We start from the raw sequence: 26,243 nt of genomic DNA, 5'->3' as shown, positions 1-26,243 counted from the left end.
GGCAAAGAAGTCCGTGGACTTCTTTGCCGAGCGTCAGCTCAGTTCAGGTGCCAGATGTCGTGGTTGTACTGGGCGATGGTACGGTCGCTGGAGAAGAAGCCGCTCTTGGCAGTGTTGATGAGCATCTTCTTGGACCACTCGGTGCGGTCCTCGTAGTCGCTGAGCAGGCGGCTGCGCACAGCGGTGTACTCCTCCACGTCCAGCAGGGCCATGAACCAGTCCTTGGTCTTTATGTCATTCCACAGAGCCCGCAGGCAGGTCTCGTCGCCCAGAGCCACCAGGGTGGGGGAGACGATGAAGTCCACCACTTCCTTGACCCAGGGACGGTTGTAGAACTCCTGGGGGTGATAGCTGTGCTGGGCGTACATCTGGATGACACGGTCGCTGGAGGCGCCGAAGGTGTAGATGTTCTCCCGGCCCACCAGCTGGGCAATCTCCACGTTGGCACCGTCCATGGTGCCCAGGGTGACAGCGCCGTTGGCCATGAACTTCATGTTGCCGGTGCCGGAGGCCTCCTTGGAGGCCAGGGAGATCTGCTCGGAGATGTCGCAGGCGGGGATGAGCTTCTCGGCCCAGCTGACGTTGTAGTTCTCCACCATCACCACACGCAGCCAGGGACGCACCTGGGGATCGGACTCAATGAGCTGGCGCAGGCAGAGGATGAGGTGGATGATATGCTTGGCCATGACATAGGCGGGGGCGGCCTTGGCGCCGAAAATCACAGTGATGGGACGGGTGGGCAGAATGCCGTTTTTGATGTCCAGGTACTTCTTGATGACGTACAGGGCGTTCATCTGCTGGCGCTTGTACTCGTGGAGACGCTTGACCTGGATGTCAAAGATGGACTGGGGGTCCACCTCCACGTTCTGGCGCTGCTTGAGGACCTTGGCCAGCTGCTGCTTGTTGTAGTCCTTGATGTCCAGCATGGCGCTGAGCACCTTGGGGTCCCGGACGAAGGTGGCGAAGTTCTCCAGCTGGCTGGCGTCCCGGCGCCACTCGTCGCCGATGCAGGCGTCAATGAGGGAGGCCAGACGGGGGTTGCATACCTCCAGCCAGCGGCGGAAGGTGACGCCGTTGGTCTTGTTGTTGAACTTATAGCTGTACACGTCGGCGAAGGGCTTGAGCTCCGAGGTCTTGAGGATCTCGGTGTGCAGGGCGGCCACGCCGTTGGTGGAGTAGGTGTAGTGGATGTCCATGTGGGCCATGTGCACCACGTCTTTGTCGTCGATAATGGCCATGCGGGGGTCGGGGAACACGGACTTGGCCCGGCGGTCCATCTCCCGGATGATGGGCACCAGCTGGGGAGCCACCCGCTCAATGTAGCTCATGGGCCACTTCTCCAGGGCCTCGGCCAGGATGGTGTGGTTGGTGTAGGCACAGGCGTGGGCCACCTGGTGAAGGGCGTCGTTCATGGACAGGCCACGCTCCAGAAGCAGGCGGGTCAGCTCGGGCAGCACCATAGAGGGGTGGGTGTCGTTGATCTGAATGGCCACGTGCTCGCACAGGTTCCAGGGGGAGATGCCCTTCTCGTCCAGCTCCTTCAAAATCAGCTGAGCGCCGGCGGACACCATGAAGTACTGCTGATACACACGCAGCAGCCGTCCGGCCTCGTCGCTGTCGTCGGGGTAGAGGAAGGAGGTGAGGTGGTGGGTGATGTCGCCCTTGTCAAAGTCGATGCCGTCCTCGGGAGCGGCAGCGGGCTTCTCCACGTCAAACAAATGCAGACGGTTGGCAGTCTCGGTGTTGGCGCCGGGCACAGCGATGTCCCACATCACGGCGTTGAGGGTCTGGTTGCCGAACTGGACGGGGAAGGTGACGTCGGTGGGGATGAGCCAGCCCTGCTCCTCAATCCAGGGATCGGGCTGCTCTTCCTGCTTATTGTTGCGCAGGTACTGGTGGAACAGGCCGTAGTGGTAGTTCAGACCCACGCCGTCGCCGGGCAGGCCCAGAGCGGCCAGGGAGTCCAAAAAGCAAGCGGCCAGACGGCCCAGACCGCCGTTGCCCAGGGAGGGCTCGGGCTCCTGCTCCTCGATCTCGGCCAGAGTAAAGCCGTTTTTCTCCAGCAGAGCGGACACCTGGTCAAAGATACCCAGGGCCAGCAGGTTGTTGCTCAGCAGCTTGCCGATGAGGAACTCAGCCGAGAAGTAGTACAGCTTGCGGCCGGTGTCCGGGGCAGGGCGCTGGGCGGACAGCTCTTGGGTGAGCTGGAGAAGAGCGTGGTAGACCTGACCCTTGGTGCACTTGGCCAGGGGCTTGCGGTAACGCTCCTTGATGATCGCATTGAGTCTTGCTTGAAATTCCATGGTGAGATTCGCTCCTTTTTGAAAGGTATGGTGCTTTTCAACCTAGCAGTTTTCTGATATGATGGTCATTGATATGACCGGAGGGGGAAGTGTTATGGGAGAGAAAAAAGTGTCCATGCGCCAGATTGCCCAGATCTGCGGCTGTTCTCTGGCCACGGTGTCCTACGCCCTCAACCACACAGGGCAGGGGAAGATCAGCAGTGCCACCCGGCTGCGTATCATTGATACGGCCAAACAGCTCAATTATCCCACCACCCGCACCACCCGGGGAAAGAAGAACCGGGCGGCGATTTTGGTCACCCGCCTCCACGGGGAATCGGTGGGGCGGCGGCTCCACCTCACCGACCTGGCCATGCAGCTGGAGGCCCAGCTGTTGGAGCTGGGCATTCCCTCGGTGATTTTACGCCTGGGGGACCTGGTGGAGGACTGGCGGAAGATTCTGGCGGTGTCGCCCAGCGTCATCTTTGTGCTGGACGGCGGGTGCCGGGCGGTGGCCCATGTGAATCCTCCCTGTGTCACGCCCATGATCTTCGTGGACTGTGACAACGACGACCCTCTCTATTATAAGATTTTGCCGGACTATCCGTCCCTCATGTTGGAGGCCAAGACCCGGTTGGGCCGGGAAGACCTGTTCCTGGTGGCCGAGCCGGTGCGCAGCGGTCAGCTCATGACCCTGCTCTCCCAGGGCTTTGCACCACAGGACGTGTTCTTCCACGACGGCACCCAGTCCCTGTCTGCCTTCCTGGAGGCCCACCAGGGCCGGAAAGGCGTGGTGGTGGGGGACTTGCTGGGGGTGGAGGTGTGCGGCCAGTTCCCGCCAGAGGACTTGGCCGTCATCTGCTCCCTGGATGACCCAGGGCTATTCCCGCCTCAGACCACCCTGCTGCCTGCCCCCAATGCGGACAAGGCCAGGGCCGCTGCCGCAGTGGCCTCGGATTTGCTGACACTGGATTATGACCCAACCCAGGGCAACCGCATTCTCGTGAAAGGAAATTTTCCGGCGAACGGGTAAATTTTACTACAAAAACAAAAACACGTCAAAGAAAACTGTGAAAAAATACTACACAAGAATAAAAAGTTCAAATTATAGAAAGTGAACAAACATAGGTGAACAAAAAATGTTCACCGAACAAAAGGACGGTGAATCCGTTGCAGCCCAACGAGTTTAAAGTTTGTTCATAAATTGTTCACCCGGAAATTCGACTGAACAAAACAAAAATCGACCCGTGTTTATTTGCCAAAAAAAGTACATTTCTTCACCGAAACAACGAGCTAACCGAGTAGAGAAGCGAGAAAACCGGAAAATGTGGAGAAAAAAGACTTGACAAACGGAAGAAATACGATATAATTAGTGAGTCTGTCCAAGAGGACGGGCAACATCCTTGCCTCCGGCAAATCCGGGGGCCATATGTCCGTAAGGAGGTGCAAAAGTTATGGCAAAAGTGACTGGTAACTACGAGGTGCTCTACATCATCAACCCCAACCTGGGCGAGGAGGAGACTGCCGCTCTGGTGGCTAAGTTCAAGACCCTGGCTGAGAGCCGCGGTACTGTGACTGAGGTGGATGAGTGGGGCAAGCGCAAGCTGGCTTACCTGATCGACGATTTGGCTGAGGGCTACTACGTCCTGATGAGCTTCACCGCCGATCCCGCATTCCCCGCTGAGCTGGACCGTCTGATGCGCATCAACACCGGCATCATGCGCTCCATCATCGTCAGCAAGGAAGCCTGAGGAGGAGGTTGCACATGCTCAACCGAATCATTCTCATGGGCCGTCTGACCCGTGACCCTGAGCTGAGACACACCCAGAGCGGCACCGCCGTGGCGTCTTTCTCTCTGGCTGTGGATCGTGATTTCAAGAGTCGTGACAGTGGCGAGAAGACCACCGACTTCATTGATGTCGTGGCTTGGCGCAACACTGCTGAATTCGTATCCAAGTACTTCGCCAAGGGCCGTATGGCTGTGGTGGAGGGCCGCCTTCAGATTCGTGATTGGACGGATCGGGACGGCGGCAAGCGCCGCTCTGCTGAGGTGGTTGCCGACAATGTGTATTTCGGCGACTCCAAGCGGGACGGCGAGAGCGGCGGCAGCTTCAGCCGTCCCGCCGCCCCCGCTCCCGTGGATTACGGGATTCCTGCCGGCGCCGACCAGTTCGCTGAGCTGGCCGATGACGACGGCGATCTGCCCTTCTAAATAGGGCCCATCATAAGTAAGGAGGTCTGCCATTATGGCTATGGATAATGTGAAGCCCCGCGGCAACCGCAAGCGCCGCAAGGTCTGCGCCTTCTGCGTGGACAAGGTGGAGCACATCGACTACAAGGACGCTGCCAAGCTCAAGCGTTTCCTGTCCGAGCGCTCCAAGATCCTGCCCCGCCGCACCACCGGCACCTGCGCCATGCATCAGCGTCAGCTGACCGAGGCCATCAAGCGTGCCCGTCACGTGGCTCTGCTGCCCTACGTCACCGACTAATTGCAGCACGGGAAACCAGTGATATCAAAAGCGGAAGCAACTTCGGTTGCTTCCGCTTTTTTTATGCCTTGTTTGCCCGGCAGGCAGGCCTTAGTTTTTCCAATGTCCCAGGTGTAGACCAGTGCCCCAGCCGGGGACGCTCCGCTGGGCCCGATTTCTCAGCGATGAGAAATCGGGGAAAGAATCGCCAAAGGCGGGGCCTTCCCCCGCCTTGTGGAATCCACCCCGCCGTACTGGGGGGGACGTGCGCCGTTCTCTGTTCGGCCCTTGGTTCGGTGGGGTCACATAGATGGCTTGCCCGTCTACGGGATGCACCTACTTCTCTGCTGGTGCATTCTTCTACCGCCAGGGCCTTACTCCGGTGAGCCGCTGTTCCCAGCGATCGGTGGCCGGCTCCCGGCGGCGGGAACGCCGCATACCGGGGTGAGGCCCTGGAAACAGAGGCACGGTTTTACAGAGAAGGGAATGTTTTCTATAGACGTGCCAGGGCATCTATGTGACCCCACCAAGGCCAGGGCCGGCCATAGAATTGACGCAGTTCCAGCTTCGTACCCCAAGGGAGGTCCTTAGGGGGGAACGCCCTAAGCGGGTTTTGGTTTCTTTTGCCCGCTCAAAAGAAACCCCCAGCGGGAAGCGTCCCCACCAGGCTGGCAAGCCTGATACTTGGCCTTTTAGAAGGGAAACCCCTTCGTCAGCCGGGCGGCAGACAGTTCCACGAACTCAGGGACAAAGGAAAGCCCCGGAGGAAGCATTTGCTTCCTCCGGGGCTTTGTCATGCGTTGGGTCTCAGAGACCTGAGAGAGCCTTAGCTGCGACGCTTGCGCACCACGGCGGTGGCGCCCAGAGCGCACACAGCGGCGAACATGACAGCCACGTACAGCATCAGCTGAGCGTTGTCGCCAGTCTGAGCAGGCTTCTCAGCGGGCTTCTCGGTGGCCTGAGGCTGATCGGTGGTCTCAGGCTTGTCGGAGACCTGAGGCTCGTCAGTGGCCTCGGGCTTGTCAGAGGGCTGAGTCTCGCCCTCGGCGGTGAGGCCGTTGATGGCGGCATTCAGAGCAGCCACGGCGTCCTCCACGGTCTTCTGATCGTCCTCGGACAGGGTCTCGTCGGCCATGACAGCCTGAGCCTCAGCCAGAGCGGAACGGAAGGTGGCCACGGACTCGGCGGTGTAGCCCTCCAGGTTGATGCCCTTGGCCTGGCCGATGAGGTCTTCCAGGATGGACTTGTCAGCCTTGAAGCGCTGGGCCAGGATGGCATTGAGCAGGGCCTGAGCCACAGGCTGGATGTCCTCGTCCATGGCGTCGCCGTCAGCGGCAACTTCCTTGGCCTTGGCCAGGGCGTCCACCAGCTCCTGCCAGTGGTCAGCCACATACTTGTCGGCGTTGTCCATCATCTCGTCGGCCTTGGCAATGAGCTTGTTCAGCTCATCCTTGCTGCCCTGAACCAGACCCAGACCCCAGATGCCTTCCAGCAGCTGGTCCCAAGCGGCGTTGACCTCGTCCTGGGTGGCGTTGTCGTTGTCCAGAACGGTCTTGGCGTTCTCGAGAGCCTTCTCGAAGGCGGCCTTGGCGGAGTCGGTGACACCCTCCGTGGACAGGGTCACGGCATAGTCATAGGTCTTCTGCAGCAGGGTCTTGTCGGCCTTGGCCACGGCCTGGAAGGTCACGGTGACGGTGGCGCCACCGGCGGGCATGGTGAAGGCGTTGTTGGTGACAGCGATGGTGTTACCCTCGGCGTCGGTGACCACGATGGAGCCCACCTCATAGCCCTGGTCGGGAGTGGCGGTGATGGTCACCTGAGTGCCGGCAGCGGCGCTGGTGGGATCCACCTTCACGGTGCCGTTCTCAGTGGGAGTGATGGTCACGTCGTACTTGCGGCCGGAATCCTCCTGATCCCAGTTGAAGTCGGGATCGTTGTAGATGCCCAGACCGGTGACGTTCAGGCCGCCAGCCACCAGGTCAACCTTGGTCAGGTTGGTCAGGCCGTTCTCGTCGGGCAGGTTGAAGGAGTACAGGTTGTTGGCAGCGTCGGTGACGTAGAACTTGCCAGTGTTGGAGCTGTAGCTCATCTCACTGCTGTTCTCCACGGTGTTCAGCTGCAGGTCGGTGTTCTCCAGGATGGTGTAGGTCTGCATGTTCAGAGCCACTTCCATCAGACGGGAATCCTCGTAGCACTTACCCAGCACATAGGTCTTGCCGTTGGCACAGGCCACGGTGTGCACACGGGTGTAGTCACTGTCGAAGCCGATGCTGGTGTAGGGATTGAGGTCGGTGGTCTGGAGGCTGGGCACGTAGTACTGATACAGGTAGTAGCCGCCGCCCAGATAGATGACGTTGTGCTCGTCATCGTAGGCCAGGGTGTAGACCTGCGTGTTGGTCTGGAGCTGGCCCATGTAGACATTGGTGTTACCCTGGATGTCGTAACGGTACAGCAGGGGGAAGGAGCCGTCGTCGTACACAGCGTAGTAGAGGTAACGGCCGGAGTCGTCCACGTCCACACCCACCAGCTTGCCGTCCACGGGCATGGCGGAGTTGACCACCACGTACTCGTTGGGCAGCTCGGGATCGAAGGCCACCAGGCCGACGCCCTGGGAGATGGTGTAGGCCACGTCGCCGCTGAGCTCGGAGAGCACGGAGAGCTGGCAGGAGGCGGACAGGCCGCTGACGGTGTCAGTGACGGTGATGGTGGTCTCGCCGGCAGCCACAGCGGTGATGGTGCCGTCCTCGGCCACAGTGGCCACGGACTCATCGCTGCTGGACCAGACCAGCTGAGCCTTGTCGCTGCTCACAGCGGGCTGAACCAGAGCGTCCATGGTCATGGTGGTGCCAACCAGCATCCGGGTCACGGTGCGGTCCAGCATCAGGTTGATCACGTCCATCTCGGGCAGTTCGCTGTCCTCGGGGATGGGGCAGAGCATACCCAGCACGGCGTTGTAGCCCTGCATGGACTCACCACGCAGGTTCAGAGCGGTGCTGCCCAGCTTCATGGCGGTGAAGGAGTCGCCCTCCTTCTCGATCATGTAGAGGTTGGAGCCGCTGCACCAGCTGGCGGTGATGTTGGCAGCGTGGAAGTACAGACGGTCGCTGCCGAAGTCATAGGACAGCTGGGAGTTGTAGGCACCGTTCTGATCGGTGTAGGCCACAGCGCCCTCCACCTCAGTCAGCTGGGTGCAAGCGCCGGTGGCGGTGTCGATCTGATAGAGTACGGCGTTGGCGCTGGTAGAGGTGCTGCCTGCAGTGTACAGCTTGCCGTCCTTGTCAGCGGCCAGGGTGAAGGCACCGGCGGTATCCAGGGTGCACACAGTGGTCAGGGCACCGGTGGTCAGGTCGATCTTCACCAGCTCGGGGTAGGTCTGCTCCTGCTGATAGGTCTCGGAGTTCCAAGCCTTGTAGCTGAGGGTCAGGCCGTACATGGTTCCGGTGGTGTAGTCGAAGGCCAGATCCACCACACGCTTCTCAGTGTTGCCCAGCACGGTGTAGGCATCCACGGAATCCGCATCGATGCGCATGAAGTTGTTCAGGTCGTCCACCACATAGTAGTAACCGTCGAAGTACTCGCCGGCACGGACGGTGTAGGCACCATTGGTGGCCTGACCCACGGTGGAGTTGGCGGGATCATAGTCGTTGACGGTGATCCAGAAGTTGGCGTACATGGAGCCGTTGTCGTCCCGGGCCATGAAGGCGGCCATGGAGCCGGCAGCGGGCAGGACGGTGAAGGTGATGGAGTCGGAGTACACGGTGCCGTCACGGTCGGTGAGGCTGACGGTGATGGTGGCGGTACCCACATCCACCAGGGTCACCTTGCCGAAGGCGTCCACGGTGGCCACATCGGTGTTGTCGCTGGACCAAGTGCGCTTCTGCACGGTGGGACGGGCGGGCTCGGTGGAGGTCTGCAGCTGCACCTGAGCGCCAGCCAGGCCGGTGTAGGTCTCGCCGGTGGTCAGCCACAGGTCTTCCACGGGGATGTAGTTGGTCTCGGGTTCGTTTTCGGTGATGGTGAACATGGCAGTCTGCTCCACGCCGGAACGGCTGCTCACGTCGCCCAGGTCCATGACGTTGGCCTCAATGGAGCCCCAATCGGTGTCCTCCAGAGTGACCAGGAACAGGGGATTGATGCCGGAGCCCATGGAGGGGTTCCAGTAGATGTTGCCGGTGTTGTAGTCGTAGGTCATGCCAGCGTAGAACCAGTACTCCTGGGAGCTGGAGTAGACCTTGGTGGCCTCCATGGTGTCGGGGTCCACGATGAACAGGTTGCCGTTCATGCTGCCGCACAGGATGGTGGTCTCCTCACCCTCGCAGATGACGGCCATGGCGGTCATCACGTTGTCGCCGGAGGCAGAGCCCTCGGGGAACTTGAACTCGCCGATGGGATCCACAGCGCCGGTCTCCAGGTCGATGACCACGAGGCCGCCGTTGGTCAGATCCACGCCGTACATACGGCCGGTGTTGTAGTCGAAGCCGATGTTGCCCACTTGGATGTTCTCGGTGTGGCCGATGCGCTCGGGCTCGCCGAAGGTGGTCTTGGTGGGATCCTCATTGCCGGTGACCAGGGTGCGATAGAGGACGGTGGCGTTGTAGATCACGTCGTCCTCCACCCACTGTTCCTGCTGCACGGTGTACACATAGCCGTTGTAGTAGGTGCCGCCGGCCCAGAGGGCGGAGCCAACGGTGCCGTCCAGAGTGGTGGTCTTGGGGGCGTTGAGCTGGGTGACCTGAGTGGGGGTCTGGTCGGAGTAGGTGACCCACTTCATCTGGTTGCCCTGGTTGACATCATCGGTGACGATGTAGCCGTACAGGGCGTCCTGAGACTCCACTACGGTGACCTGGCAGGTGACCTCGTAGGGGGTCCACTCGGTCTGTCCAGCATACATAATCTGGGTAGCGCCGGTGATGGTGGCAGTGCCGGGGCCAATGGCCTTGACATAGCCGGTCTCAGAGACGGTGGCCACGTCGGTGTTGTCGCTGGTCCAGGTCACTTGCTGAGCAGCGGCGTTCCAGGGGGCCCAAGTCAGGTTCATGCGCTTGCCCTGGTTGACCACCAGGGTGGTCTTATAGGGCTCCAGCTGCACGCCGGTGGGGTTGACTTCGCCCACGGTGAACAGGTCGGTGCCCAGGTCGTTGGGGATGAACAGGGCGGAGGTGCCGCTGGGGGCACGGCTGCCCAGGCTCTCGGCGGTCTTCTTCACGGGGTCAATCTTGTAGGTCTCGCACACCTGGGTGTTGCCCACCTGGGCGTGAGCGTACCAGTAGATGACGTCCTCTTCGTAGTCATAGGTCATGGACTGGATGCTGCTCAGACGCTCGCCGTTGGTCTTGACCTTGAAGTCGGACATGGTCATCAGCCAGGTAGCAGCACCGGTGGTCTTGTCCAGGGAGTAGAGGTTCAGGTCGGTGCCGATGGCGTACAGGTTGCCCTCCTCGTCAGCGGACAGGGTGAGGATCTCGTAGCCCTCAGCCAGGCCGGTGATGGTGGCCACCTTCTCAATGCTGGTGTAGCCCCAGGGAGTGAAGCACACCTCATAGAGGTTGTTGGAACCGCCATAGCTGCCGGAGGGAGTGATGGTGCCGTCATAGGTCCAACCCACGGCGTACAGAGCGTCCTCGCCGTTGCGCTGGAGGATGCCGCCGCCGTTGTTGCCATGGCTCAGGGCCATGTCATACAGGGTGATGAAGTTGGCGGAGCCCTCCTGGCCGCTCTGGGTGTACAGAACCTGGCTGCCCCAGTAGGTGGAGTAGGGAGAGAGCAGCACCAGAGCGCCGTCGTTGCGCTGGGCAATCACACGGCCGTTGATGTACTCGCCGGCGGTGTAGGCGGTGTTCTCATAGGTCTCGTTGCGGGGTGCCTCGGTCTGGCCCTTGTCAATGCTGAACCAGCCGCGGTCCAGAACGGTGGAGTCGGTGTAGGGCTCGAAGCCGTACAGACGGCCCAGCTCCAGATCCTTCAGGCTGGGAGTCAGAGCGGAATCATCCAGCTCCAGGGCCACCTTGATCTCGGTCTCGTTGCAGGCGTAGTCGCCCAGCACGATGGTGAAGTCAGCGCCGTAGCCAGCCACGTTGAAGGTCTGCTCAAAGCTCTTGCCGGCCACATACTCGCTGCCATCGTCGGGCTTGGGAGCGAACTTGCTGATGACGGAGCCGTCGGGGGAGACGAAGAGGATGGCGGCCAGGTTGGCGTTATCCTGCAGCTTCAGGGTCAGGTTGATCTGACCGTTCTCCACCTTCAGGGAGTCCTGGAGATTGTCGGCGTTGAGTAGCTGAGGCTTCTGGTTGTCCAGAGAGGCCTGGAAGGAGAAGGAATCATCCACCACATCGTCGCCGTCGTCCACATAGGCCTCTACGGTGTAGGTGATGGTGGTGCCGTCAGGCAGCTGATTGCCGTCCTTGTCATAGCCGTTCCACACATACTCCTCGTCGGTGGTGGCGTTGTAGATGTAGAAGGGGAAGATCTGGCCGTAACTGCTGTTGTAGTAGCTCTTAGTGGCGTATTCGTGGACGTAGTTGAAGTACTCTTCTCCGGTCTCGGTATTGTTGACACGGAACACCAGCTTGCGGGCGCTACGCAGCATACCGAAATCCAGCTCCATCAGGGGGTTGGCATAGGAGAAGGCGTTGTACTCATCGCCGGAGGCACCGCCCCGCAGATAGGGGTTGGTACCCAGCTGGGCGATCATGGTGAACACGCCAGTGCCATACAGGCTGGCCTCGTTGTAGTCGGGGTTATCGAAGACGGGAGGCTTGGACCAGTCGCCGTAGTAGCCCAGGAAGGGCATGGTCAGGTTCTGGTTGTCAGCGCCCTCCAGGTACAGGTAACCCTCCACATACATGCCGTTTTCAAAGCGGCTGTTGATGTACTCCTTGTCGGCCTCGGTGAGGGTGATGGTGGCAGTGAGGGTGACGGTCTCACCAGCAGCCACGGTGACGCTGTCCTGGCTGACCTTCACCTTGGACTCCAGCAGATAGGGGGTGCCGGCGATGAAGCCATCGGTGGCAGTCTCGGTCTGCACGTCAGAATCGAAGGTGTAAGTCTTGGACTCGTCGGAGAAGTTGGTCACGGAGAACTCAAAGGAGTAGGTTCCCTCGGTGCTGTCGCCCAGCTCGGCCTTGGCACGGCCCATGGAGTTGGAGGTGCTGGACAGGTAGGCATCCACGGTGGTGGCCTTCACCAGGTTCACCAGACCGGCACCCTGGAGACGGGGGGAATACTTCAGCCCCGTGGAACCGGGCACGTCGATGGGATCGGCGGTGCTCATGAGGATGTTGGTGGCCATGGTCCACATGTCCTGATTGCTGTAGCCCTTGCTGCGCAGGTACTGCATCAGCACGGTCATAGCGCCGGTGACCTGGGGAGTGGCCATGGAGGTACCGCTCATGTTGCCGTAGCCGGTGGGGGTGTCACGGGTGGAATAGATGTTGCCGCCCACGCCGGTGATCTCAGGCTTCAGGGACAGGTCGGGAGCGGGACCCCAGCTGGAGAAGTCGCTCATGGTCTTGGCGATTTGGAAGGAATCGCTCTTGCCGGTGACGGTGAGGGTCTTGGTCTCAGCGTTGGCCAGCAGGTCCCAGGCCTCCTTGGACATGAGCACGCAGGGGATGTTCCCGGCGGCATCGTTGATGGCCATGTTCAGCAGACCGGAGGTGTTGTTGACCACGATACAGGCAGCAGCACCGGCGTTCTGAGCGTTGGCGTGCTTGTCAGGGAAGGCCACGCCGCCGCCACGCCACACCACGGCAACCTTGCCGTTGACGTCCACGCCGTCGAAGTCCTCGGCGGCACCGTAGCCGTCGATCATGACATACTCATAGGAGTTGCCGGCCAGGTTCTCCAGACGGGTGAACACGCCGGAGTCGTTGTAGCCGATCTTGGTCTCACCCACGGTGACGTACTGCTGGGTGATGCGGTCGTTGTCCACAGAGGCAACAGACAGCACGTGAGAGTAGGTGCTGGGGTTGCCCACCAGGCCGGTGTCGGGGTTTCCGGTCAGGGACAGGTTGTTGCCGTGGTTGTTGTTCAGAGCGTTGTTGGTGTCGTTACCGGCGGCGATGATGACTTCCACACCGGCCTGCTCCAGCAGGTCCAGCAGCTCGGTCATGGGAGCATCGTTATCCACGAAGCCGGCGGCGGAGCCCAGGGACAGGTTGGCGGTGTCCACGTTCAGGTAGACACAGTCCTCCAGGGCGGCCATAACGGTATCCCAGTTGGCGCCCTTGGGGTTGAACACCTGCATGACGATGAGCTGAGCGTCGGGAGCCACACCGATGACCTCAGAAGAGGAAATCTTGTTGGCGGCGGCGATGCCAGCCACGTGGGTGCCGTGGTCACTACCGGCGATGTTGTGGGACACGTCAATGTTCTTGTTGTAGTAGTTGAAGGCGAAGGGGATCTTGTTGCTGAAGTAGGTGGAAGCGGGGAGCACGTTGGAGTCGGAAGCATTCAGGTTGCTCCAAGCGTTCTGCACATCCTCCACAGTCAGGGAGGTATCGGTGAGCTTGTCCTCGCTCATGGCTTGGAAGTTGGGGTGATCGGCCACGATACCAGTGTCCACAATGGCGATGCGCATGCCCTTACCGGTCCAACCGCTCTGATTGACCACGTTGGAGCCAATCATATTGGTGGCGTTGTTGGTGTAGGGCTGCATCACATTGTCCTCTTCGGGAATGCTGAACACAGGAGCCACATACACCCGATCCACGCCGGGCATCTCCTGGATGGCAGCCTTGTTCTCATAGGTGGTGGTGACGGACAGGCCGGTCATGGTCACAGTGTAGGTGTAGCCCACCTCCACGGCGTCACTGCCCAGCTCGTCCTCCAGGGCCTGGGTGAACAGCTCCACGGCGTCCTTCTGGTCGGCAACATAGTTGCTGACGCTGGCGGTGTCGGCGGCGATGTCGTCACCGCTGAAGCCGGCTTCCAGAAGGGACTCCTTGTCCAGAGAGACGATGAAGGTCACCTCGTCCTCGGGAGCGGGGGCAGAGGCGTCGTTGTTCTGAGCAGCGGGAGTGCCGCTCTCCTCCAGACCGATGGTGGCCTGGCCGTCGTCCTCTTTCACTTCGGCCTGGACGGTAGATCCAGACTCTACACTGGGCAGGTCTGCGTCATAGCCTGCGTGGGGGTTGCCCTCTGTCAGGGAGAGAGCCCCGCTGCCAGCGGCGAAGCCAGGTGTCAGCAAGCCGAGCACCATGACCACCGAGAGCAGCAGACTGACGAGCCTGCGTGATGCTTTCTCGTGATGTCTCATGTTATCCTCCTTAGTTTTCGTTTGCCGCTTCCGTCCACAGGGCGGAAGCGAACGGGCGGGGACGGTCCATCCGGGGACAGGCCGGACCTCGCAAATATGAAAACCCCTCATCTTTTCTCTGCGTGGAAACCCACTGCCACCCCTCCTTAACTGGTTTCCAGACGCTTGGTCGAAGAAGACAGGTTATCATCCAACTGGTGTTCTCTCAATTCTCGATTGATAACTTATAAAGGGAAAGACAAAGGGACAGTCCGCTGTGGATATCTGCCCCTTTGCACACTGTGTTGTATTGTACCCGGCCAACCTGGTTACTTGGTCACGCCGGACCCGGCACCACTGGCCCCGTCCAACACCCATTGACAGTCGCTCAGAGACTTGTCCACCTCAGCCCACAAAAGCCAGGTGGCCATGTCCGAGGTTCCCATGCCCGCAGACTGGGCGTCCACATGCACGGATACCATGTTGCTGACCCGGGTGGCGCTGCTCAGGCTGAGCTGGGTGGAGCCGCTGCTGACGGTGTATTTCACCAGCACCAGGGCTTTGCTGTCAAAAAAGTGCTTGTCGTATGCGGCCAGCTTGTCGCTGCCGTACAGACCGAAGCGGTTGAGCTGGTCCACACTGGACACGCAGGTCACGGAGTTGCCCGCGCCCTGCTGATAGGCGATGCGCAGCTTGCCGCTGTTTTCCAGAGTGACGGACTGGCTGCCCACGGCTCCGGTGCCGCCGCCGGCGAAGCCGCTCTGGCTGGGCTTTTCGGAAATGGCTGCGGACGGACTGGTCAATGGCATACTGCTCTCCTCCTGAGGGGATGAAGTGCATCCCGCAGTTATGGTACACATGGCCGCTGCCAACAGCAGCGCAGCCAACTTATTGCTCTTCACGAGATCGGTTCCTCCTTGTGCCCCACTCAGGCAGGGGCAAATTCGCTTCGCTAATTCACTAAACAACACCCGGCGCAAAAACCGCCCCCACCCAGATGAGGGGACGCATCCTCAATCAACCAGGTATGTTCTGGAATTCTGGCTTATCCTCCTGCATTATAGGGCATGTTCCTTGATTTGTCAATCCAACACACAAATCTACCTTTTTCTCCTTCTTCTCTGTGGCATTCCTGTGATTTTTTCGTAAAATTAAAGAAAAATATTGCAAAAATGTAAAGAATATAGGTTGATTCCTTTTTTATCTATTAAAAATTGTTGAAATTTTTCAGTTTTCTGCCATAAAGTGGGATGGAATCCCTGTACCGGGAACTTCGTTGACAGGGCGGGGGAAAGCACCTAAAATGGAGGGGATACCACCCCCGGAGAGGGGGAAAGGAGCGAAGCGCATGTATCGAATTCTAATTGTGGAGGATGATCGGGGCATTGCCGGGGCGGTGCAGATCCAGTTGGAGGCCTGGGGACTGGAGGCCAAATGCGTCTCCGACTTCCGCAACGTGCTGGGGGAGTTTGCTCAGTACCAGCCCCACCTGGTGCTCATGGACATTGGACTGCCCTTTTTCAACGGCTTCCACTGGTGCAGCCAGATCCGTACCGTCTCCCAGGTGCCCATTGTCTTTCTCTCCTCCGCCTCGGACAACATGAACCTGGTGATGGCCATGAACATGGGGGCGGACGACTTCATTGCCAAGCCCTTTGACCAGGGGGTACTCATTGCCAAGGTGCAGGCCATGCTCCGCCGGGCCTATGACTATGCCGGAGCCGTGCCGGTGCTGGAGCACCGGGGAGCCATGCTCAACACGGGAGATGGCACCCTCACCTATCAGGGGGAGAACATCGACCTGACGAAAAATGAGTACCGCATCCTTCTGGCCCTGATGCGCAACAAGGGCAGCGTGGTCAGCCGAGAGCGGCTGATGGAGCTTCTCTGGGAAGGGGACAGCTTTGTGGACGAAAACACCCTGACGGTGAACGTCAACCGCCTGCGCAAGAAGTTGGACGGGGCGGGGCTGAAGGCCTTCATCACCACCAAGTTCGGGGTGGGCTATCTCATCTCTTAAATAAGGAGGGCGTCATGAGATACCTGAAAACCTATCTGAGGGACCGCCTCCCGGCGGTGGGGATTTTCCTCCTCTTCTCCCTCATCTTTCTCACCGTGTTTGCCCTGTACCGACTGCCGATGGCCGCGGTGCTCTACCCGGTGGGGCTGTGCGCCGTGCTGGGGTGCGTGTTTTTAGGGCTGGACGTCCGGCGAGCCCAGGAGCGGCACCGCCGCCTGGAGCAGCTCTCCCAGCTGTCCGGAGCGGTGATGGGGGAGTTCCCCCTGCCCATCAACCAGGACCACCGGGACTACCAGCACATCATCCAGCTGCTGCGGGCCGAGCAGGCCCAGCGGGAAGGGGAGATGCAGCGCCGCTATGAGGACATGGTGGACTACTACACCGTGTGGGCCCACCAGATCAAGACCCCCATTGCCTCCATGCGCCTGACCCTCCAGAGCCAGGACTCCCCCACCGCCCGGCAGCAGTTGGAGGAACTGCTGCGCATTGAGCAGTATGTGGAGATGGTGCTGGCCTTCCTCCGCCTGGACTCGGAGTCCACCGACTACCTGTTCCGGGAGTACGAGCTGGACGGCATCCTCCGGGGAGCGGTGCGCAAGTTTTCCACCCAGTTCATCCGCCGCCACATTGCCCTGCACTATGAGCCCACGGGGCTGCGGGTGCTCACGGATGAGAAGTGGCTGAGTTTTGTGGTGGAGCAGGTGCTGTCCAACGCCCTAAAGTATACCCCTGACGGGGGCGAGGTGTGGCTGGAGCTGGAGAAGCCCGCCACCCTGTGCATCCGGGACAACGGCATGGGCATCGCCGCCGAGGACCTGCCCCGCATCTTCCAAAAGGGGTACACCGGGTACAATGGCCGGGCGGACAAGAAGGCCAGCGGCCTGGGGCTGTACCTGTGCCGCCGCATTTGCCAGAACCTGGGCCATACCATCTCCGCCCAGTCGGTGGCGGGGGAGGGCACCTCCATCCGCATCAATCTGGAGCGGGAACAGCGGTGGCTGGAGTGACTTGTGACAAAAGCGTAAGAAGTGGAGGGCAAAGTGTAAGGAGATGCCATGGAGAGGCGGGGTTCTCCCGGCTATAATAAGGGTGTAAACAGCAAAGGAGGAACCGCTCTATGAGTATTTTGGAAGTACAGAGCTTACAGAAGGTCTACACCACCCGCTTTGGCGGCACCCAAGTGCAGGCGCTGAAAAATGTCACCTTCCATGTGGAGGAAGGGGAGTATGTGGCCATCATGGGAGAGTCTGGCTCCGGCAAGACCACCCTTCTGAATATCCTGGCGGCGCTGGATAAGCCCACCGGGGGCCTGGTGAAGCTGGACGGCCAGGAGCTGGGTAAAATCCGGGAGTCTGAGGTGGCGGCCTTCCGCCGGGACCACCTGGGCTTTGTGTTCCAGGACTTCAACCTGCTGGACACCTTCTCCCTGGAGGACAACATCTACCTGCCCCTGGTGCTCTCGGGTAAGCAGCCCAGCGAGATGAAGCAGCGCCTGGTGCCGCTGGCGGCTCAGCTGGGCATCGCCCACCTGCTGAAAAAGTACCCCTATGAGGTGTCCGGCGGCCAGAAGCAGCGGGCAGCCGTGGCCCGGGCTCTCATCACCAACCCCCGCCTCATCCTGGCCGACGAGCCCACCGGTGCTCTGGACTCCAAGGCCACCGACGAGCTGCTGCGGCTGTTTGGCGACATCAACGCCCAGGGACAGACGATCCTGATGGTCACCCACTCGGTGAAGGCGGCCAGCCACGCCGGACGGGTGCTCTTCATCAAGGACGGCGAGCTGTTCCACCAGATCTACCGGGGCGAGAGCACGGAAAACCAGTTCTATCAAAAGATTTCCGACGCCCTCACCCTGTTGACCACAGGTGGTGAGCGGGCATGAGACTGGGATTTTATCGCCGACTGGCGTGGACGGGTATCCGTCAAAACAAGAAGATGTACCTGCCCTACATCCTGGCCTGTATCGGCGTGGTGATGGTGTGCTACATCGTCTCCTTTTTGAGCCAGGCCCCGGTGCTCCATGAGATGCCCGGAGGGAGCAACGCTCAGGGCTTTTTGGGCATGGGCTTTGGGGTCATGTGTGTGTTTTCCACCATCTTCCTCTTCTACACCAACTCCTTCCTCATCCGCAGAAGAAAGAAGGAGTTTGGCCTGTACAACATCCTGGGTATGGGCAAACGGCACCTGGCTCTGGTGCTGCTGTGGGAGACCGTGATCATTGCGGCCATCACCCTGGTGGTGGGCCTGTTCTGCGGCGTGCTCTTCTCCAAGGTGGCCGAGCTGGCCCTCACCCGCATTCTGGACGGTGGAGTCACCTACACCATGACGGTGGAGCTGAACTCCGTGGTCAGCACCGTGGTGCTATTCCTGGTGATTTTCGGCCTCATGTTCCTCAACACCCTGCGTCAAATCCACCTCACCAGCCCCATCGCCCTGCTGCGCAGTGAAAACGCCGGGGAGAAGCCGCCGAAAGCCAACTGGCTCATCGCCCTGCTGGGGCTGGTGGTGCTGGGGGGCGCCTACTACTGGGCCATCACCGTGAAAGACCCTATTACCGCCATGATTGGCTTCTTCATCGCGGTGGCCATGGTGGTGGTGGGCACCTATCTGCTGTTTGTGGCGGGCTCTGTGACCCTGTGCCGCCTGCTGCAAAAGAATAAGCGCTACTACTACAAGACCAACCATTTTGTGTCGGTGTCCTCCATGGTCTACCGCATGAAGCGCAATGGCGCGGGCCTGGCCTCCATCTGCATTCTGTGCACCATGGTGCTGGTGATGATCTCCTCCACCTCCTGCCTGTACATCGGCATTGAGGACAGTCTGCGCACTCGCTATCCCCGGCACATCAACCTGGACGCCGTGGTGGACTGTGTGAACACCTTGGACGGCTCCCACCAGGAGCAGGTGCGGGTGCTGGCTGAAGAGACGGCGGAGCAGTATGGCGCCACCCCCAGCAACATCCTGGACTACCGGGTGTGCGGCTTTGTGGGGGTGCGTCAGGAGGACCGGATGGTCATGGACGACGTGTTCCTCAGCTCCTACAACATGGAGACCATGGCCAATACCTGGCAGGTGTTTGTGGTGCCGCTGGAGGACTACAACAGCCTGATGGGGAAGCGGGAGACCCTGATGCCCGGTCAGGCGCTGATGTACACCACCAAGGGAAGCGACTACCCCTATGCCTCGGTGGAACTGGGGGAAGGGGTTACCCTGTCGGTGGCCAAACAGGTGGACAGCTTCGCGGACAACGGGGTGGACGCCATGCAGATCATCCCCTCCATGTATCTCTTTGTCCCCAACTTCCAGGAGACGGTGGAGGGGGTTCAGGCCCAGCTGGGTGAGCAGAGTGCCTCCAGCCTCCACTGGTACTACGGCTTTGACCTCAACTGTGACGATGATACCCAGATCCAGATCGGCCAGCAGCTGTCCACCGCTCTGCGGGACATGGAGAGCGCCGATGAGACGGACGGCTATTTCCACGTCCTGATGGAGGGGGCGGCTCAGGAGCGGGGGAGCACTTACGGCCTGTACGGCGGTATGTTCTTCCTGGGCATCCTGTTGGGGGTGGTGTTCATCCTGGCGGCGGTGCTCATCATCTACTACAAGCAGATCTGCGAGGGGTATGAGGATCAGTCCCGGTTTGACATCATGCAGAAGGTGGGCATGACCAAGGGGGAGATCCGCCGCAGCATCAATTCCCAGGTGCTCACCGTGTTCTTCCTGCCGCTGCTCATGGCCGGGGCCCACTTGGCCTTCGCCTTCCCCCTCATCCGCAAGCTGCTGCTGCTGTTTGGCTTGACCAACGTGGGGCTGTTTGCCGGGGTGACGGTGGTGTGCTTTGTGGCCTTCGCCCTCTTCTATGTTATGATTTATCGTCTGACCTCTCGTTCCTACTTCCGCATTGTCAGCGGCATGAGAGAGGAATAACACAAAAAAAGGGCCGGATGCGTCAGCATCCGGCCCCAGCTGCATCCAAAGTTTGATAAACAAAAGGGCCGAGTGCATCAGCACTCGGCCCTCATTGTTTGATGTATTAGAAATACTTGCGCACACCCTCGCTGGCGGTGGACTCGTCCTCGCTGATGGAGACCGTGTACTTGATGCCGCTCTTCTGGGAGAACGCTTCCAACCAATCCAGGAACGCCTCGACATCGGCCTTGTTCTCGGTGGAGACCAGCTTGTTCAAGCTGTCGATGAACACGTGGGTGATGTCGTAGTTGCTGGCGTACAGGCCGTACAGGAATCCCTTCAAGGTGTCATAGTTGGGGATATCGTAGTCGGAGGTTTCAACCAGTCGGATCTTGTAGTTAATATCAAAAGTCAGCTTGGAATCGTGGGCGATGGCAACCACGTTGCCGTGCTCGGTTTCCACTGCTGTGTTGATCAGATCGATCATCTGCTTGGTCTTACCGGTACCCTTGGGGCCCATAATTACTTTGACCATAACAATCACTCCTTATTGGTTTCAAGGGGGAGTCCCCTTTTCTTGTACATCATGTTACCATCTTCCGCGGGAAATTTCAATAACCTTCGTGCAAGATTTCTAAAAAATTTAACAAGTCAAAGTCAAAGGCCCAGGGCGTGGTGGGCGGCAATCTGGCCTTCGCCCACGGCTTTGGCCAGCTGGAGGGGCTGGCCGGTGCAGTCTCCGGCGGCGTAAATCCCAGGCAGGTTGGTGGCCATAAAGGAATTGACCTTTACATAGTTGCCATCCAATTCCAGCCCCGGAGCCAGCTGAGTGGGGGCAATGGAGGCCCGCAGCAGGAACACGCCCTGGCAGGGAATTTCCTCCCCCTTGGCGGTGCACACCCCGGTGACCTGGTCCTCGCCCAGGATGTGCAGACCGGGCAGACGTACCGAGGTGACCTCGCAGCCGATGGAGCGCAGGTACTCCGTTTCCTCGGCCAGGTCGGGGGCATCGCCTGCCACCACCACCTGCTTGCCCCGGTAGAACATGCCGTCGCAGGTGGCGCAGTAGCTCACGCCCCGGCCCAGCAGCTTCTCCTCGCCGGGGAGGGGGGTGGCCCGGGCCACGCCGGGGGCCAGCACCACCGCGGTGGCCTGTTCCACCTGGTCGCCGATGGAGGCCATGACGGAGTCGCCCAGGGGCATGAGGGTGAGCACCCGGCCCTGGCGGAATTCCGCGCCCATCTCACGGGCCTGAGCCAGCATATCCTCCACCAGCTGCAAACCAGTGATGTGAGCGATACCGGGGTAGTTGTCAATCTGGTGGGCCTTGCACAGAGGGCTGGCGGTGGGGTCGTTGGACACCACCAGCACGGATTTGTTGCGGGCCCGGGCGTAAATGGCGGCCGAGAGTCCGGCGGGTCCGGCTCCCACCACCAGAAGATCGTATGGCATAGGATGGTCCTCCTTTTGTTTTTTCTCAGTATACCAACTTTTTCAGCTCCCGGCAAGATGGCCGGAATGGCGGGATTCCCTTGAAAAGACAGCGGACATTCGCTATACTTGAAATCGATATCAAGAGAGAATCCCAGGGGGATCAACATGAAACGAATTTTACTTTTGACCACGGGTGGCACCATCGCCTCCCGTATGACGGAAGAGGGGCTGGCCCCCGGCATGGACGGGGATATGCTGGCCCACTACATGGGGGGACTGGCGGGCAGCTATGACCTGACGGTGAAGGACATTCTCCACCTGGACTCCTCCAACATCCAGCCCGAGGAGTGGAAGCTCATCGCCTCCCACGTCTACAAGGCCCGGGAGGAGTACGACGGGGTGGTCATCTCCCACGGCACCGACACCATGGCCTACACCGCCTCGGTGCTGTCCTACATGGTGCGCAACATCCCCATTCCCGTGGTGCTCACCGGGGCCCAGCTCCCCATTGAGCACCCCCTCACCGACGGCCTGGACAATCTGCGCACCGCCCTGGCCATGGCCGCCTCGGGAAAGCCGGGGGTGTTTGTGGCCTTTGACCGGAAGGTGATTCTGGGCTGTCGGTCGGTGAAGACCCACACCACCGACTTCGCCGCCTTCGAGAGCGTGAACTGGCCCCTGGTGGGCCGGGTCAGCGGCTCGGGGCTCACCATTGACGAGAGCGCCATCCCCCCGGTGAAGGGGCCCTGCCGCCTGCGGGACCAGCTGTGCCGGGAGGTGTTCCTCATCAAGCTCACCCCGGGACTCAACCCGGAGATCTTCGACATGCTGCTGGATATGCACTACCGTGGGGTGGTCATCGAGGCCTTCGGCACCGGCGGACTCCACTTCATCCGCCGCAATCTCATTGAGAAGCTGCAAAAGGCGGCTCAGGCGGGCATGTCTGTGGTGGTGTGCAGCCAGTGCCTGTATGAGAGCAGCAATTTTGCCCTCTACCAGGCGGGGCAGAAGGCCCTGGCGGAAGGGGTTATCCAGGGCTATGATATGACCACCGAGGCGGCAGTGACCAAGCTGATGTGGGCCCTGGGGCAGACCGACGACCCGGACCAGGTGCGGGAGTATTTCGCCCACAGCTTGGCCGGGGAGCGAAAGGAAGGGTAAAACGTGAACCACAGAGAGCGGATGTTGGCGGGCCTGCCTTATCTGGCCAACCAGGACGGGCTGCTGGAGTCCCGCATGGTGGCCCAGGAGCTGCTGTATACCTACAACAACCTGCCGCCCCAGCGGTGGGAGGAGCAGCGGGGCCTGCTGGAGCAGTTGCTGGGTGGTATCGGGGAGAACTCAACTATTTTACCGCCCCTGCGCTGTGACTACGGCAAGCACATTGTGGTGGGCCGGGACGTGTTCACCAACTACAACCTCACCATTTTGGATGTGTGCCAAGTGACCATCGGGGACCGCACCCTCATCGGCCCCAACGTGTCCATCTACGCCGCCGGGCACCCCATCGCCCCGGAGGACCGGGCCACAGGGTGGGAATATGGCGCTCCTGTCCACATCGGCAAAGACGTGTGGATTGGGGGCAGCTGTGTCATCCTGGCCGGGGTCACCATTGGAGATGGGGCCGTGGTGGGAGCTGGCAGCGTGGTCACCCGGGACGTGCCACCCAATTCCATCGCCGTGGGCAACCCCGCCCGAGTGCTGCGGGAGATCACCCAGGCCGACCGAGACAATTGGAAGAGAGAAATGGAGAGATAAAAATATCCCGAGAGCCTTGGCTCTCGGGATATTTTTTACTGGATTTTGTCCTGATGCTGGGCAATGTGGTCCTTCAACGCCTGGAAGGACTCCGGGCTCAGGTCATGCTCAATTTTGCACGCGTCCTCGGCGGCAATGTCCGGGGGGACGCCCAGCCAGGTCAGCCACTGGCTGAGGAGCTTGTGGCGCTCATAGATGGTCTCCGCAATGTCCAGACCGGCGGGGGTGAGGACCAGGAAGCTGTTCTCATCCATGACCACATAGCCGTTGTCCCGCAAAAGGCTCATGGCGCGGCTGACACTGGGCTTGGAGAATCCCAGGTGTTGCGCCACATCAATGGAGCGCACCGGCCCTTTTTCGCTCAGGGCCAGGATGGCCTCCAGATAGTTCTCCGCAGAAGCATGGATTTCCATTTCATTTCACCGTCTTTCCCACGCCGCATGTCCGGCGGTGATGGATGTTACACCATTTGGGTCATTGTAGCATAATTTGGTCGCCAGGGCAAGCGGAGAGTTACTTTAGCTTTTCCTGGTTGATAATTCCCTTGAGGGGGGTCATGAGCAGGATTTTCAAATCGAAGAAAATGCTCCAGTTCTCGATATAGTAGATGTCGTAGCGGATGCGGTCCACAATGGAGGTGTCACCCCGCAGGCCGTTGATCTGGGCCCAGCCGGTGATGCCCGGGCGTACCTGGTGCTTGACCATGTACAGGGGAATCTCGTCTTTGAACTGCTCCACAAAGTGGGGGATCTCCGGACGGGGGCCCACCAGGCTCATGTCCCCCTTGAGCACGTTGAACAGCTGGGGCAGCTCGTCGATGGACAGCTTGCGGATGAGGGCGCCGAACTTGGTCTTCCGGGGGTCCCGGTTGCGGCTCCACCCGGTGTCCTGCTGGGCGTTGACTCGCATGGACCGGAACTTGTACATGTCAAAGGGCTTGTTGTGCAGTCCCACCCGCTCTTGGCGGAAGATGATGGGGCCGGGGGAGGACAGGCGCACGCCGATGGCGGCAAAGAGCATGATGGGCGAGGTGAGCAGAATGAGCAGCAGGGAGCCCACAATGTCCATGGTGCGCTTGACAACGGCGTAGACCAGGTTGTCCAGGGGAATCCGGCGGATGTTCATCACGGGGATGCCGTTGATGTTGTCAAACTGGGGATTGGAGGGCATGTATTCCGCATAGAAGGGGATGATGGACAGCTTGATGCCCTCTTTCTCACAGATCTCAATGATGGTGGGGGTGAGGGAGAACTCCTGGGCGGACAGTGCGGCCACCACCTCATCGGGCTGATAGTCGTTGAGCACCGAGGACAGGTCGTCCAGATTGCCCAGGTAGCCCAGGTCGGGGATGGTGTCCTGAGAGGCCAGATACCCCTCCACAAAGAAGCCCAGGTTGGGGTCGTCGGCCAGCGCTTGGATATAGCGCTGGGCCATGGGGCCGTTGCCCAGCAGCAGCACGTGCTTTTGGTTGAAGCCCTGCTTGCGGAACTTGCGCAGACACAGCCGCAGCACCAGCCGCTTGCCGCTGAGGGCGAAGAACACCAGTACGAAGTAGAGCACAAAGGTCAAACGGGAGAAGTAGAACTGTTTGATGAGGAAGAGGATGGTCTGGAGCACCACGAAGTTGATGGAGCAGGCCCAGAACAGCCGCCCCACCTCCCAGTGCAGCCGCTTGGTGCGCAAAGAGTCGTAGAGGTTCATGGCCCCCAGGGTGATGAGGAAGATGGGGAGCATGCACAGGGTGAGGATAAGGTAATAGCGCAGGGTGATGCCCCGGTCGTCAAAGGGGAAGAGGAAGAACCGGGCCCAATAGGCGATGGGCATGCACAGGAAAATGAGGAGGGCGTCTAGAATGACATTGATATAGTTGAGGGTGCGTTGGTTTTCCTTGATCATTGTGTGTGAATTCCTCCCTAGTCAAGTAGCTGCTGATACTGTCCCATCACCTGGGGTAGCACCGTGGGCAGCAGATAAGGGGTGACCGCCTGTCGGGCGGTGGTGCTCAGGGCCTGGCGCAGCTGAGGCTGTGCCAAGAGGTCCCGAATCTGTTGGGCGCAGGCCGCCGCATCCCCGTAGGGGTACAGAAGCCCCGCCTGGTTGGGGGCGAGCAGGTCGTGGTGGCCCTTCACGTCGCTGGCAACAATGGGCCGGCCGTAGTACATGGCCTCCATGAGGTTGAAGGGCAACCCTTCAATGCGGCTGGCGGATACTACCACGTCACAGGCGGCGTACCAGGTGGGCATGTCCGACACTTGGCCGGGGAAGCGCACCCGGTGGGCTACCCCCAGCTGCTGGGCCAGCTGCTGGCAGGCCTCCAGCTCGCTGCCCTGGCCGGGGAGGAGCAGATACACCTGCTCCGGCAGTTGGGCCAGAGCCTCCAGGAGCACCGGCTGGCTCTTGCGGTGGGAGAACTCCCCGGCGAAGAGTAGGACGAAAGCATCCTCGGGCAGCTCCAGGTCGTTGCGCAGCTGCGCGCCCCGCTCAGGCGGGACAGCGGGGAGCTTTTGGGGGTCAATGCCCATACCAGGGATGTATGCCACCTTTTTGCCCAGCTTGTGGGCGGCGGCGTACTGGGTGTCCCACTGGTTCATGGTCAGCAGCAGATCGGTGACCGGGGCGGTGACGGCCTCGGCGGTGCTGAGCACCAGGCGCTTGAGGGTAGCGGTGTCCTGGTCGAAGAGATAGCCGTGGCAGATGGACACCACCTTGGGGCGGTGGCGCATCCCCATCACCGCCAGACGCACAAAAAACGAGGCCAAGGCGGTGTGGCAGCTGATGAGCTGGTACCGGTTTTCCCGGATGAGGCGGCGCAGCTGCCGGGTGGCGGTGACATTTTTGGGAGAGGCCATGCTCTTCTCCAGGGGGATGGGGTACAGCTTGCGGGCATGGGGCAGCTCCATCACCGCCCCGCCGCAGGCCACATCCACTTCCCAGCCCTGTTCTGTCAGAGCCTTCAGATAGGGAAGATGGAAGTTTCGAATATGAGAAAACGTGGATGCCACAAAGAGAATGCGGCCCATGGGTGATACCTCCTACTATAAAGATTAAGATTTGGTATCAGCAGCCAGTAGGCTGATGATATAATACCGTCGTATGGGTGAGGCTTCCTTTCCCTCCTTGCGGCAGAGTCCGCTGAA

The 26,243-nt window shown here is 60.3% G+C and carries 18 protein-coding genes; 10 read left to right on the top strand and 8 right to left on the bottom strand.

The window, feature by feature from the left end; all coding sequences use genetic code 11:
* Positions 1 to 38 precede the first annotated feature (38 nt).
* On the bottom strand, positions 39 to 2,303 hold the full coding sequence (locus B5F22_RS04975) for a glycogen/starch/alpha-glucan phosphorylase (protein WP_087391494.1): 2,265 nt from the start codon (positions 2,301 to 2,303) through the stop codon (positions 39 to 41).
* A gap of 94 nt (positions 2,304 to 2,397) precedes the next feature.
* Between B5F22_RS04975 and B5F22_RS04970 the strand changes: the two genes are divergently transcribed.
* From B5F22_RS04970 to rpsR, 4 genes are all read left to right on the top strand, one after another.
* Entirely contained in the window at positions 2,398 to 3,315 is a 918-nt protein-coding gene (locus tag B5F22_RS04970; protein ID WP_158096624.1) for a LacI family DNA-binding transcriptional regulator, read from the top strand.
* Between the two features lie 421 nt (positions 3,316 to 3,736).
* Positions 3,737 to 4,033, top strand: coding sequence for a 30S ribosomal protein S6 (gene rpsF, locus B5F22_RS04965; protein WP_087231877.1), 297 nt, complete (start codon positions 3,737 to 3,739; stop codon positions 4,031 to 4,033).
* A gap of 14 nt (positions 4,034 to 4,047) precedes the next feature.
* Complete coding sequence (gene ssb / locus B5F22_RS04960) at positions 4,048 to 4,494, top strand: single-stranded DNA-binding protein (RefSeq protein ID WP_087231880.1); 447 nt, start codon at positions 4,048 to 4,050, stop codon at positions 4,492 to 4,494.
* Positions 4,495 to 4,528: 34 nt separating this feature from the next.
* Positions 4,529 to 4,771: a 30S ribosomal protein S18 gene (gene rpsR, locus B5F22_RS04955; RefSeq protein ID WP_087231883.1), complete on the top strand. Its 243-nt coding sequence runs from the start codon at positions 4,529 to 4,531 to the stop codon at positions 4,769 to 4,771.
* An 805-nt stretch (positions 4,772 to 5,576) separates the two neighbouring features.
* On the opposite strand, the gene B5F22_RS04950 is transcribed toward rpsR, so the two are convergent.
* On the bottom strand, positions 5,577 to 14,006 hold the full coding sequence (locus B5F22_RS04950; RefSeq protein ID WP_158096623.1) for a S8 family serine peptidase: 8,430 nt from the start codon (positions 14,004 to 14,006) through the stop codon (positions 5,577 to 5,579).
* A gap of 308 nt (positions 14,007 to 14,314) precedes the next feature.
* Positions 14,315 to 14,794 (bottom strand): hypothetical protein, encoded by a 480-nt coding sequence (locus B5F22_RS04945; protein WP_087370293.1) that lies wholly within the window; start codon positions 14,792 to 14,794, stop codon positions 14,315 to 14,317.
* A gap of 539 nt (positions 14,795 to 15,333) precedes the next feature.
* Between B5F22_RS04945 and B5F22_RS04940 the strand changes: the two genes are divergently transcribed.
* The 4 genes from B5F22_RS04940 (at position 15,334) to B5F22_RS04925 (ending at position 19,932) form a co-directional block, all read left to right on the top strand.
* On the top strand, positions 15,334 to 16,005 hold the full coding sequence (locus tag B5F22_RS04940) for a response regulator transcription factor (protein WP_087231892.1): 672 nt from the start codon (positions 15,334 to 15,336) through the stop codon (positions 16,003 to 16,005).
* 14 nt (positions 16,006 to 16,019) lie between these two features.
* A complete protein-coding gene (locus B5F22_RS04935) occupies positions 16,020 to 17,012 on the top strand; it encodes a sensor histidine kinase (protein ID WP_087391488.1) in 993 nt (330 codons plus the stop codon).
* Positions 17,013 to 17,122: 110 nt separating this feature from the next.
* Positions 17,123 to 17,887, top strand: a complete 765-nt coding sequence (locus B5F22_RS04930) for an ABC transporter ATP-binding protein (RefSeq protein WP_087231898.1) — start codon at positions 17,123 to 17,125, stop codon at positions 17,885 to 17,887.
* Complete coding sequence (locus tag B5F22_RS04925) at positions 17,884 to 19,932, top strand: ABC transporter permease (RefSeq protein WP_087391486.1); 2,049 nt, start codon at positions 17,884 to 17,886, stop codon at positions 19,930 to 19,932. The genes B5F22_RS04930 and B5F22_RS04925 overlap by 4 nt, the downstream gene beginning before the upstream one ends.
* Positions 19,933 to 20,038: 106 nt before the next feature.
* On the opposite strand, the gene B5F22_RS04920 is transcribed toward B5F22_RS04925, so the two are convergent.
* Together B5F22_RS04920 and B5F22_RS04915 are read right to left on the bottom strand one after the other, a co-directional pair.
* The gene (locus B5F22_RS04920) at positions 20,039 to 20,449 is read right to left on the bottom strand and encodes a hypothetical protein (RefSeq protein ID WP_087231904.1); all 411 of its coding nucleotides are present in this window, start codon (positions 20,447 to 20,449) and stop codon (positions 20,039 to 20,041) included.
* Between the two features lie 122 nt (positions 20,450 to 20,571).
* The gene (locus tag B5F22_RS04915; RefSeq protein ID WP_087391484.1) at positions 20,572 to 21,366 is read right to left on the bottom strand and encodes an FAD-dependent oxidoreductase; all 795 of its coding nucleotides are present in this window, start codon (positions 21,364 to 21,366) and stop codon (positions 20,572 to 20,574) included.
* Positions 21,367 to 21,513: 147 nt separating this feature from the next.
* Between B5F22_RS04915 and B5F22_RS04910 the strand changes: the two genes are divergently transcribed.
* Complete coding sequence (locus tag B5F22_RS04910) at positions 21,514 to 22,509, top strand: asparaginase (protein ID WP_087231909.1); 996 nt, start codon at positions 21,514 to 21,516, stop codon at positions 22,507 to 22,509.
* Between the two features lie 3 nt (positions 22,510 to 22,512).
* The gene (locus B5F22_RS04905; RefSeq protein ID WP_087391482.1) at positions 22,513 to 23,106 is read left to right on the top strand and encodes a sugar O-acetyltransferase; all 594 of its coding nucleotides are present in this window, start codon (positions 22,513 to 22,515) and stop codon (positions 23,104 to 23,106) included.
* Between the two features lie 35 nt (positions 23,107 to 23,141).
* Here the strand turns inward: B5F22_RS04905 and B5F22_RS04900 are convergent, their stop codons facing one another.
* The 3 genes from B5F22_RS04900 to B5F22_RS04890 all read right to left on the bottom strand — a co-directional run bounded on the left by B5F22_RS04900 (position 23,142) and on the right by B5F22_RS04890 (position 26,126).
* Positions 23,142 to 23,519 carry a metal-dependent transcriptional regulator gene (locus tag B5F22_RS04900; protein ID WP_087391480.1) on the bottom strand — a complete coding sequence of 126 codons (378 nt, stop codon included), beginning with the start codon at positions 23,517 to 23,519 and terminating at the stop codon, positions 23,142 to 23,144.
* Between the two features lie 100 nt (positions 23,520 to 23,619).
* Complete coding sequence (locus B5F22_RS04895; protein WP_087391477.1) at positions 23,620 to 25,002, bottom strand: undecaprenyl-phosphate glucose phosphotransferase; 1,383 nt, start codon at positions 25,000 to 25,002, stop codon at positions 23,620 to 23,622.
* Between the two features lie 17 nt (positions 25,003 to 25,019).
* Entirely contained in the window at positions 25,020 to 26,126 is a 1,107-nt protein-coding gene (locus B5F22_RS04890) for a glycosyltransferase family 4 protein (RefSeq protein ID WP_087391475.1), read from the bottom strand.
* Between the last annotated feature and the right edge of the window lie 117 nt (positions 26,127 to 26,243).

This window comes from Pseudoflavonifractor sp. An187, assembly GCF_002160275.1.
GTDB classification, from domain to species: domain Bacteria; phylum Bacillota; class Clostridia; order Oscillospirales; family Oscillospiraceae; genus Enterenecus; species Enterenecus faecium.
Note: the sequence above shows the minus strand (reverse complement) of the source record. Positions and strands in the feature narration are given on the sequence as shown.

Bases quoted from the DNA above. Each gene is read 5' to 3' on its own strand.
- B5F22_RS04900 (WP_087391480.1), bottom strand. From the start codon at position 23,519: ATGGAAATCCATGCTTCTGCGGAGAACTATCTGGAGGCCATCCTGGCC.
- rpsF (WP_087231877.1), top strand. From the start codon at position 3,737: ATGGCAAAAGTGACTGGTAACTACGAGGTGCTCTACATCATCAACCCC.
- ssb (WP_087231880.1), top strand. From the start codon at position 4,048: ATGCTCAACCGAATCATTCTCATGGGCCGTCTGACCCGTGACCCTGAG.
- B5F22_RS04970 (WP_158096624.1), top strand. From the start codon at position 2,398: ATGGGAGAGAAAAAAGTGTCCATGCGCCAGATTGCCCAGATCTGCGGC.
- B5F22_RS04895 (WP_087391477.1), bottom strand. From the start codon at position 25,002: ATGATCAAGGAAAACCAACGCACCCTCAACTATATCAATGTCATTCTA.
- B5F22_RS04945 (WP_087370293.1), bottom strand. From the start codon at position 14,794: ATGCCATTGACCAGTCCGTCCGCAGCCATTTCCGAAAAGCCCAGCCAG.
- B5F22_RS04925 (WP_087391486.1), top strand. From the start codon at position 17,884: ATGAGACTGGGATTTTATCGCCGACTGGCGTGGACGGGTATCCGTCAA.
- B5F22_RS04975 (WP_087391494.1), bottom strand. From the start codon at position 2,303: ATGGAATTTCAAGCAAGACTCAATGCGATCATCAAGGAGCGTTACCGC.
- rpsR (WP_087231883.1), top strand. From the start codon at position 4,529: ATGGCTATGGATAATGTGAAGCCCCGCGGCAACCGCAAGCGCCGCAAG.
- B5F22_RS04910 (WP_087231909.1), top strand. From the start codon at position 21,514: ATGAAACGAATTTTACTTTTGACCACGGGTGGCACCATCGCCTCCCGT.
- B5F22_RS04915 (WP_087391484.1), bottom strand. From the start codon at position 21,366: ATGCCATACGATCTTCTGGTGGTGGGAGCCGGACCCGCCGGACTCTCG.
- B5F22_RS04950 (WP_158096623.1), bottom strand. From the start codon at position 14,006: ATGAGACATCACGAGAAAGCATCACGCAGGCTCGTCAGTCTGCTGCTC.
- B5F22_RS04890 (WP_087391475.1), bottom strand. From the start codon at position 26,126: ATGGGCCGCATTCTCTTTGTGGCATCCACGTTTTCTCATATTCGAAAC.
- B5F22_RS04935 (WP_087391488.1), top strand. From the start codon at position 16,020: ATGAGATACCTGAAAACCTATCTGAGGGACCGCCTCCCGGCGGTGGGG.
- B5F22_RS04940 (WP_087231892.1), top strand. From the start codon at position 15,334: ATGTATCGAATTCTAATTGTGGAGGATGATCGGGGCATTGCCGGGGCG.
- B5F22_RS04920 (WP_087231904.1), bottom strand. From the start codon at position 20,449: ATGGTCAAAGTAATTATGGGCCCCAAGGGTACCGGTAAGACCAAGCAG.
- B5F22_RS04930 (WP_087231898.1), top strand. From the start codon at position 17,123: ATGAGTATTTTGGAAGTACAGAGCTTACAGAAGGTCTACACCACCCGC.